The organism is Bradyrhizobium sp. CSA112 (genome assembly GCF_029051645.1).
Taxonomy (GTDB): Bacteria; Pseudomonadota; Alphaproteobacteria; order Rhizobiales; family Xanthobacteraceae; genus Bradyrhizobium.
In genome coordinates, this window is the sequence record NZ_JAACFS010000021.1 from 112,639 (window position 1) to 120,831 (window position 8,193).

10 protein-coding genes are annotated in these 8,193 nt (G+C 61.7%); 7 read left to right on the plus strand and 3 right to left on the minus strand.

The features are described 5' to 3' along the window. Positions 1-33: 33 nt before the first annotated feature. From urtD to GWE18_RS27795, 5 genes are all read left to right on the plus strand, one after another. On the plus strand, positions 34-789 hold the full coding sequence (gene urtD, locus GWE18_RS27775) for an urea ABC transporter ATP-binding protein UrtD (protein WP_065730776.1): 756 nt from the start codon (positions 34-36) through the stop codon (positions 787-789). Between the two features lie 12 nt (positions 790-801). After that, on the plus strand, positions 802-1,491 hold the full coding sequence (urtE, locus tag GWE18_RS27780) for an urea ABC transporter ATP-binding subunit UrtE (RefSeq protein ID WP_275188871.1): 690 nt from the start codon (positions 802-804) through the stop codon (positions 1,489-1,491). A gap of 33 nt (positions 1,492-1,524) precedes the next feature. After that, complete coding sequence (gene fmdA / locus GWE18_RS27785; protein ID WP_275188872.1) at positions 1,525-2,754, plus strand: formamidase; 1,230 nt, start codon at positions 1,525-1,527, stop codon at positions 2,752-2,754. Between the two features lie 97 nt (positions 2,755-2,851). Then, positions 2,852-3,199 carry a zinc ribbon domain-containing protein gene (locus GWE18_RS27790; protein ID WP_275188873.1) on the plus strand — a complete coding sequence of 116 codons (348 nt, stop codon included), beginning with the start codon at positions 2,852-2,854 and terminating at the stop codon, positions 3,197-3,199. 42 nt (positions 3,200-3,241) lie between these two features. Further along, positions 3,242-4,282, plus strand: a complete 1,041-nt coding sequence (locus tag GWE18_RS27795) for an aliphatic amidase (RefSeq protein WP_275188874.1) — start codon at positions 3,242-3,244, stop codon at positions 4,280-4,282. 117 nt (positions 4,283-4,399) lie between these two features. Here GWE18_RS27795 and GWE18_RS27800 read toward each other — a convergent pair whose 3' ends face one another. The 3 genes from GWE18_RS27800 to GWE18_RS27810 all read right to left on the minus strand — a co-directional run bounded on the left by GWE18_RS27800 (position 4,400) and on the right by GWE18_RS27810 (position 6,398). After that, entirely contained in the window at positions 4,400-5,074 is a 675-nt protein-coding gene (locus tag GWE18_RS27800; protein ID WP_275188875.1) for an L-2-amino-thiazoline-4-carboxylic acid hydrolase, read from the minus strand. A gap of 66 nt (positions 5,075-5,140) precedes the next feature. Continuing rightward, entirely contained in the window at positions 5,141-5,527 is a 387-nt protein-coding gene (locus tag GWE18_RS27805) for a RidA family protein (RefSeq protein ID WP_275188876.1), read from the minus strand. A gap of 1 nt (position 5,528) precedes the next feature. Further along, positions 5,529-6,398: a VOC family protein gene (locus tag GWE18_RS27810; RefSeq protein ID WP_275188877.1), complete on the minus strand. Its 870-nt coding sequence runs from the start codon at positions 6,396-6,398 to the stop codon at positions 5,529-5,531. A 128-nt stretch (positions 6,399-6,526) separates the two neighbouring features. Here GWE18_RS27810 and GWE18_RS27815 point away from each other — a divergent pair, with 128 nt between their 5' ends. Both GWE18_RS27815 and GWE18_RS27820 read left to right on the plus strand, forming a co-directional pair. Continuing rightward, positions 6,527-7,156, plus strand: a complete 630-nt coding sequence (locus GWE18_RS27815) for a LysR family transcriptional regulator (protein ID WP_275188880.1) — start codon at positions 6,527-6,529, stop codon at positions 7,154-7,156. 7 nt (positions 7,157-7,163) lie between these two features. Beyond that, the gene (locus GWE18_RS27820) at positions 7,164-8,006 is read left to right on the plus strand and encodes an aldo/keto reductase (protein WP_275188878.1); all 843 of its coding nucleotides are present in this window, start codon (positions 7,164-7,166) and stop codon (positions 8,004-8,006) included. Positions 8,007-8,193: the final 187 nt, after the last annotated feature.

The window sequence follows — 8,193 nt, forward strand, 5'->3', positions numbered from 1 at the left end:
CGATGCCACATTGGCGGAATGAGGAAATAGTTCATGCTCATCGGTCACCAACCCAAACCCTTCCTGCTCGCGGTCGAGGCGCTCACGGTGTCATTCGACGGATTCAAGGCCGTGAACAACCTCTCGTTCTATGTCGAGGAGAACGAGATCCGCGTCATCATCGGTCCCAACGGCGCCGGCAAGACCACGGTGCTCGACCTGATCTGCGGAAAGACCAAGGCGACCTCGGGCTCGATCCAGTTTCGCGGCAAGGAGCTGACGAAGCTGAAGGAGAACCAGATCGTGCAGACCGGCGTCGGCCGCAAGTTCCAGACGCCGTCGGTGTTCGAGGATCTGACCGTGTTCGAAAACCTGGAGATTTCTTATCCGCGCGGCCGCACCGTGTTCGGCTCGCTCGCCTTCCAGCGCGATGATGCCGTCAAGCAGCGCGTCGAGGAGGTCGCCGAGATGATCTTCCTGAAGGATCGCCTCGATACCTATGCCGATCAGCTCAGCCACGGCCAGAAGCAATGGCTCGAGATCGGCATGCTGCTGATCCAGGACCCGGAGCTTCTGATGCTCGACGAGCCCGTCGCCGGCATGAGCGTGAGCGAGCGCGCCAAGACCGCCGAACTGCTCAATCGCATCATCAAGGATCGCTCGGTGCTGGTTATCGAGCACGACATGAAGTTCGTCGAGGACATCGCCCACAAGGTGACGGTGCTGCATCAGGGCCAGATCCTTTCGGAGGGCACGATGGAGAAGGTCAAGAACGATCCAAAGGTGATCGAAGTTTATCTGGGGCATTAAGGGAGTAGGGGCATGCTTGCTATTTCGGATCTCCACGTCGCCTACGGCCAAAGCGAGGTGCTGCACGGCCTCAACGTCTCCGTCGCGCCCAACGAGATCGTCGCGATCATGGGCCGCAACGGCATGGGCAAGACCACGCTGATGAAGTCGCTGATGGGCATCCTGCCGGCCAAGAGCGGCTCTGTCAGTATGGACGGCGCCGAGCTCAGCGCGCTGCCGAGCTACGAGCGCGTCGGCAAGGGGCTCGCCTATGTGCCGCAGGGCCGCATGATCTTCTCGACCATGACGGTGAAGGAAAACATCGAAACCGGCCTTGTGGTGTCGGGCGGGTCCGAGGTGCCGGAAGACATCTATGACCTGTTTCCGGTGCTGCTGGAAATGAAAGGCCGCCGCGGCGGCAACCTTTCCGGCGGACAGCAACAACAGCTCGCGATCGCTCGCGCGCTCGCCACCAAGCCGAAGGTGCTGCTGCTGGACGAGCCGACCGAGGGCATCCAGCCATCGATCATCAAGGACATGGCGCGCACTTTGAAGCGGATCCGCGACGAGCGCGGGCTGTCGATCGTCGTCTCCGAGCAGGTCCTAAGCTTCGCGCTCGATATCGCCGACCGCGTGCTCGTGATCGAGAACGGCGAGATCGTCCGCGACGATCCGCGCGACAGCGTCGATGCCGCGCAGGTCTCGAAATATCTGTCCGTCTGAACCTTAGCCTGTGTTTAAAAAGGGGAGCTATCGATGCCAGAGACACTGATCAAGGTCGATCTTTCGAAGTCGGCCTACGACAACGACATGATCCACAACCGCTGGCATCCCGACATTCCAATGGTGGCGTGGGTCAATCCGGGCGATGATTTCATCATCGAGACCTATGACTGGACCGGCGGCTTCATCAAGAACAACGATTCCGCCGACGACGTGCGCGACATCGACCTTTCGATCGTGCACTTTCTGTCCGGCCCGATCGGCGTCAAGGGCGCCGAGCCCGGCGATTTGCTCGTGGTCGATCTGCTCGATGTCGGTCCGCTCAAGGAAAGCCTCTGGGGTTTTAACGGCTTCTTCTCCAAACAAAATGGTGGCGGCTTCCTGACCGACCATTTCCCGCTGGCGCAGAAATCGATCTGGGACATCAAGGGCCTCTACACCTCGTCGCGCCATGTGCCGGGCGTGAACTTTGCCGGCCTGATCCATCCCGGCCTGATCGGCTGTCTGCCCGATCCGAAACTGCTGGCGACATGGAATGAGCGCGAGACCGCCCTGATCGCGACCAATCCGACCCGCGTGCCGGGCCTCGCCAATCCGCCGTTTGCCGCGACCGCCCACGCCGGCCGCGCCAAGGGCGATGCCAAGGCCAAGATCGGTGCGGAAGGCGCGCGTACGGTGCCGCCGCGCGAGCACGGCGGCAATTGCGACATCAAGGATCTGTCGCGCGGCTCAAAGATCTACTTCCCGGTCTATGTGCCCGGCGGCGGCCTCTCGATGGGCGATCTGCACTTCAGCCAGGGCGATGGCGAGATCACCTTCTGCGGGGCCATCGAAATGGCCGGCTGGCTGCATCTCAAGGTCGATATCATCAAGGACGGCGTCGCCAAATACGGCATCAAGAATCCCGTGTTCAAGCCGTCGCCGATCACGCCGAACTACAAGGACTATTTGATCTTCGAGGGCATCTCGGTCGACGAGGCCGGCAAGCAACATTACCTCGACGTTCACATCGCCTACCGGCAGGCGTGTTTGAACGCGATCGAATACCTGAAGAAGTTCGGCTATTCCGGTGCGCAGGCCTATTCGATCCTCGGCACCGCGCCGTGCCAGGGCCACATCTCGGGCGTGGTCGACGTGCCCAACGCCTGCGCCACGCTGTGGCTGCCGACGGAGATTTTCGACTTCGACATCATGCCGTCGTCGGCGGGTCCCATCAAACACATCAAGGGCGACATCCAGATGCCGATCTCTCCGGACAAGTGATCCCGGTGCGAGAAGGATGCGGGACGGCATGCGTGCCGGCCGCCCCGCATCCGCCATCGCGAAATCCTCTTCCGAAGTATTCGCGCAAGGAAATCAGATGCCCGTCTACGAATATCTCTGCAACAATTGCGGCCCGTTCACGGATATGCGGCCGATGGCCGAATTCGACGAGCCGCAGGACTGCCCGCGCTGCGAAAATGAATCGCCGCGGGTGATCCTGACCGCGCCGGCGTTCTTTTGCATGCCGTCAGACAAGCGGAAGGCGCACGCCACCAACGAACGCAGCGCCAATGCGCCGAAGACGCTCGGCGAATACAAGGCCTCGCACGGCCCCGGCTGCGGCTGCTGTTCGACCGGAAAGCAGAAGCCGGCCCGGCTTATGACGAAGACCGGAAGCGGGGCCAAGGGCTTTCCCACCGCGCGGCCCTGGATGATCAGCCACTGAGGCGCGACCCGTCAAACCCAAACCAGAACAAGAGGCGATGCAATGCTCCACGGTGACATTTCTTCCAGCAACGACACAGTCGGCGTCGCAGTCGTCAATTACAAGATGCCGCGCCTGCACACCAAAGCCGAGGTGCTCGACAACGCCCGCAAGATTGCCGACATGATCGTGGGCATGAAGACCGGACTGCCGGGCATGGATCTCGTGATCTTTCCGGAATATTCCACTCACGGCATCATGTACGACTCCAAGGAGATGTACGAGACCGCCTCGCAGGTCCCGGGCGCCGAGACCGACATCTTCGCCGAAGCCTGTCGCAAGGCCAAGGTCTGGGGCGTGTTCTCGCTTACCGGCGAGCGCCACGAGGAGCACCCGCACAAGGCGCCCTACAACACCCTGATCCTGATGAACGACCAGGGCGTGATCGTGCAGAAGTACCGCAAGATCATGCCGTGGGTGCCGATCGAAGGCTGGTATCCCGGCAATTGCACCTATGTGTCGGAGGGCCCCAAGGGTCTGAAGGTCAGCCTGATCATCTGCGACGACGGCAACTTTCCGGAAATCTGGCGCGACTGCGCCATGAAGGGCGCCGAGCTGATCGTGCGCTGCCAAGGCTACATGTATCCCGCCAAGGAGCAGCAAATCCTGATTTCTAAGGCGATGGCCTGGGCCAACAATGTCTATGTCGCGGTCGCCAATGCCGCGGGCTTTGACGGCGTCTATTCCTATTTCGGCCACTCCGCGATCATCGGCTTCGACGGCCGCACGCTGGGCGAAACCGGCGAGGAAGAGTACGGCATCCAGTACGCGGGACTATCGAAGAGCCTGATCCGCGACGCGCGCCGCAACGGCCAGTCGCAAAATCATCTCTTCAAGCTGCTGCATCGCGGCTATACCGGCATGATCAATTCCGGCGAAGGAGCACGCGGCGTGGCGGCCTGTCCCTATGATTTCTACGCGAAGTGGATTGCCGATCCCGAAGGCACCCGCGAGATGGTCGAGGCAATGACGCGGCCGACCGTCGGCACCGACGAATGCCCGATCGACGGCATTCCGAACGGGGTGACGGCGAGCAATTACTGAGGCTTCGTAGGGTGGGCAAAGCGAAGCGTGCCCACCATTCACGATGAATGTGTCGATGGGTGGTGGGCACGGCGCTAACGCGCCTTTGCCCACCCTACGAAACTGTAGCACGTGGTCTTACTCCGTTGGGAGTCGCGAGAACCGAAAATTGCAGTGGCTCGCGCCACCAGCCAACGTTTGTGTCCTTTCCAGGCGGATCCCGCGCGTTGCATAGGCTTCGAAATCAAGCCCGCAAATGTGCGGCAGGATTTCTTTATCTCCGTGGCTAGCCGCGAATTTGCAGAAGCCGCAAGCCTTGTAGTCGATGCCGAATTCAAAGTTGTCGCCCGGCGCCGGCTCGACGAAATCGTAGATGAAATCTTCCGGATATTCTTCCTGATGGCTTTTTGCGGCCTGCTCGCGCAGCAAGGTCTGATTTTCTGACGACATGAACTGACGCCCCAAGGCGAGCCGTTCGGCCTCGGGTACGGTGAGCAATTGCGCCTTGTAGGTTTCTCGCTCGATATTGCCGATCACTGGCAGCGGCACGCCGTGTCGCCGGAGCACTCGGCCGATGGCCATAAAGCCCATTAAACGCATGAAGAAGTCGCTCATGCGGCTAGCCGCACCGCCGACATAAGGCATTTGGCTGAGTACGATCTCGAACTCGTCCATCACCTCTTGTCTGATCCCGTCAATGTTGGGTAGCTGCGCCTGCTCGCGCAGCGTCGCTTCGGCAAGGTCGAGGCGTTGGCGCATGGCGGCCTCCATTGCACCGCGATGCGTCTCGTAGAAGGGATGAATTTCAGGCATAGAACGCCCTCTCCAGCACAATCAGCCTATTGCAACATACTCAGCAATCCACCGCCACCACGCCCTTCATTCCGCAGCGATTGCCTCGATCTCCAGCAACCATTTTCCGTCGACGGTTTCGGCGATCATGACCGTAGACGCGGGTTCGTTTCCCCCGAGCATCTTGCGGCGAACCGCGCGGTTGGTCACGACCTGGCTTCGGTCGGTCAGGAACGTATTGATCTTGACCAGATGCTCGACGCCGAGACCGGCGGCGGTGAGCACCTCAATGATGTTGCGCCAGGCTTGCTCGCATTGTGCCTCGAAACCGTCAGGCACGCTGCCATCAGGTTTTTCCGGTACCTGGCCGCTGACGAACAGCAGCCGGCGATGCTGGGAAATTTCGAGCCCCATGCTGTAGCCGCTGGAGGGCGCGTGGACGCTTGCGGGATTATGGCTGACGATTTGAGCCATGTCAGATTATCTCCTGTTGAATGAATTCCAGCGCCAGGCCGTGCGACGCCGCGGGCGGAACGAGCAGCACGTCGTCGGCAAGTTCGAAGTCGACGCCGTTGTTTTTCAATGTCCGCTTCGTCGCATCCAGGTCGGCGACCGCCAGACGCGCTGCGCAAAAGCGCGGCGAAGGTGCGGCGGCGAGGCCCGGCAGCCGGCGTGCCATCTCGGACGGGCCGAGCACGGTGATCCGGTCGCCGCTTTCGCCGACTGTCAGTCGTCCCGGCACAAGCTCGGCCGTGCTTTCCGTGAGGTGCTCAAGGAAGCTGCGGTGCGCCGCCGGCTCCGGCGCCGACATCACGACTTCGATCACGCGCAAGGTGCCGTTGGGATGGCGCTGATATTCGTCCTTCCAGAACAGTTCCGGCGGATGACGCTGCTGGCAGGTGAAGAAGGCGATTCCGGGCATGGCGGCATCGGTGGCGAAGGCCAATGAAAACTCAACGCGCGCCGCGCCTCCGCCGGGAAGTACCGCGTCACGGCCGAAATCAAACGGCGCATAGGCGCCGATGTGATCGGCCTTAAAGCGCGCTGCGTCGGCATGGGCGTCGTTGCTGTGCAATGCCAGCAACGACATTCCTTCAGCGGTCGCAAGAAAATCCCGGTTGTGGGCGGCGAAGCTGAACCGGCCTGGCGCGGCTGGCGGCACCGCCGCAGCATCGGTGACGGCCAGCAGTTCCAGAAAATTGTTCCCGAACATCGCGAGGCGGTTGCTGGTTCCGAACGGATGCACGCCGGTCGGCGTGAGGTTGAAACCGAGCGTTTGCCAATCCAGCGCAGCCTGCGCCAGATCGTGGACACAAATGACGAGATGATCGATTAGGCGTGGCATGAGATCTCCGGATGCTGCGAACCGACCGTAACCGGCGGCATCACGGCGGGGCAACGCATTGTTGCTGCGGTTCAGCGCAAGAAAATCTATTGCAAGGCTTGAGCCTATCAGTGACAAACTGGACGGTGATGACCTACATCCTTCCACCGCTTAATGCGCTCCGCGCATTCGAAGCCGCCGCGCGGCATCTCAGTTTCAAGCTCGCGGCGCATGAGCTGCACGTGACACCTGCCGCCGTGGGGCAGCAGGTGAAAGCGCTGGAAGCGCGCCTGGGCGTACGCCTGTTCGAGCGGCTGCATAAGCAACTCATCCTGACCGCGGCCGGCCAGGCCTATCTGCCCGAAATTTCCGACGGCTTTCGTCGCATCGCCGATGCGACCGCGCAGTTGAAGCCGGTCGGCGCGGTGCTGCTGCAACTCGGCGTGCACGGCAGCTTCGATCTGCGCCGTCTCGAACTGGAGCAGTTTCGCGCAAGCCACGCGGAAATCGGCTTGCGGGTGCTACAGCCTGCCGGCTTGCACGAGCTGATCGAAGGCAAGGTCGATGTGCTGATCGCCCGCGGGGTCGGCCACCATCCGGGCTGCCGCTGCGACCGCGTGACGGAAGGCTCTGGACTCGGCGATTGGCTGATCGCGCCTGCCGGTACGGCGGATTGTCCCGAGATCGCCAGCTTCCGCGATTGGCTGCGCGGCCTGCCGGCCGATAACTCGCTCGCACTACATCGCCGTCGTCGTTTGGTCGGCATCGTCAGAAGTTGAGGTGATCTTGAAACAGAAAAAATTCGGCACGCATGGCCCCGACGTATCCGTGATCGGGCAGGGCACCTGGTATCTCGACCGCGGCGACCGCAAGGCCGCCATCGCGGCGTTGCGCCGTGGCATCGAGACAGGCATGACACATATCGATACCGCCGAGATGTATGGCGACGCCGAGCTTGTGATCGCAGACGCCATCGCCGGCTTGCCGCGCGAAGAACTCTTCCTCGTCTCCAAGGTGCTGCCAAGCAACGCTTCGCGTCGCGGCACCATCACGGCCTGCGAGCGGTCCCTGAAGCGGCTGAAGACCGATCATCTCGATTGCTATCTCCTGCACTGGCGCGGCTCGTATCCATTCGAGGAGACGGTGGCGGCGTTCGACGAGCTGGTGAGAAGCGGAAAAATCCGCTCCTGGGGCGTCAGTAATTTCGACGAAGACGATCTCGACGAGTTGCTCAATGTCGCGGGCGAGGGCAAGATCGCCTGCAACCAGGTGCTCTACCATCTGCAGGAGCGCGCGATCGAGCACGCGGTCATCCCGTGGTGCGAGAAACACGGCGTCGCCGTCGTCGCCTATTCGCCGTTCGGACATAATGATTTTCCGCCCGCGCGTAGCAAGGGCGGCGAGGTGCTGCAGGCGATTGCGGATGCGCACAAGGCGAGCCCGCGTCAGGTCGCGCTGGCGTTTCTCACACGTCTGTCATCCCTGCTCGCGATTCCCAAAGCCTCGAGTGCGGAACACGCGGCGGAGAATGCCGCCGCCGCTGATCTGAGGCTGAGCGATGCGGAAATCGCCGCGCTCGATAAGGCGTTTCCGCGCGGGCCCAAGCCGCGCGGCCTGCCGATGCTCTGACCTCTTCTTGAACCTCTCCCCGCTTGCGGGGAGAGGTCGGAGTTTGCGCGAAGCGCGAACTCCGGGTGAGCGACTATCTGGTTTGTCAAGTTGCATTGGCGTATTGGGCACGCGCGTCGCGTGCTTTTGCGTTGAGGCGGACGAGGAGTTTTCGGGCGAGCGCGATGCGAACGACCATTTTTTCCTT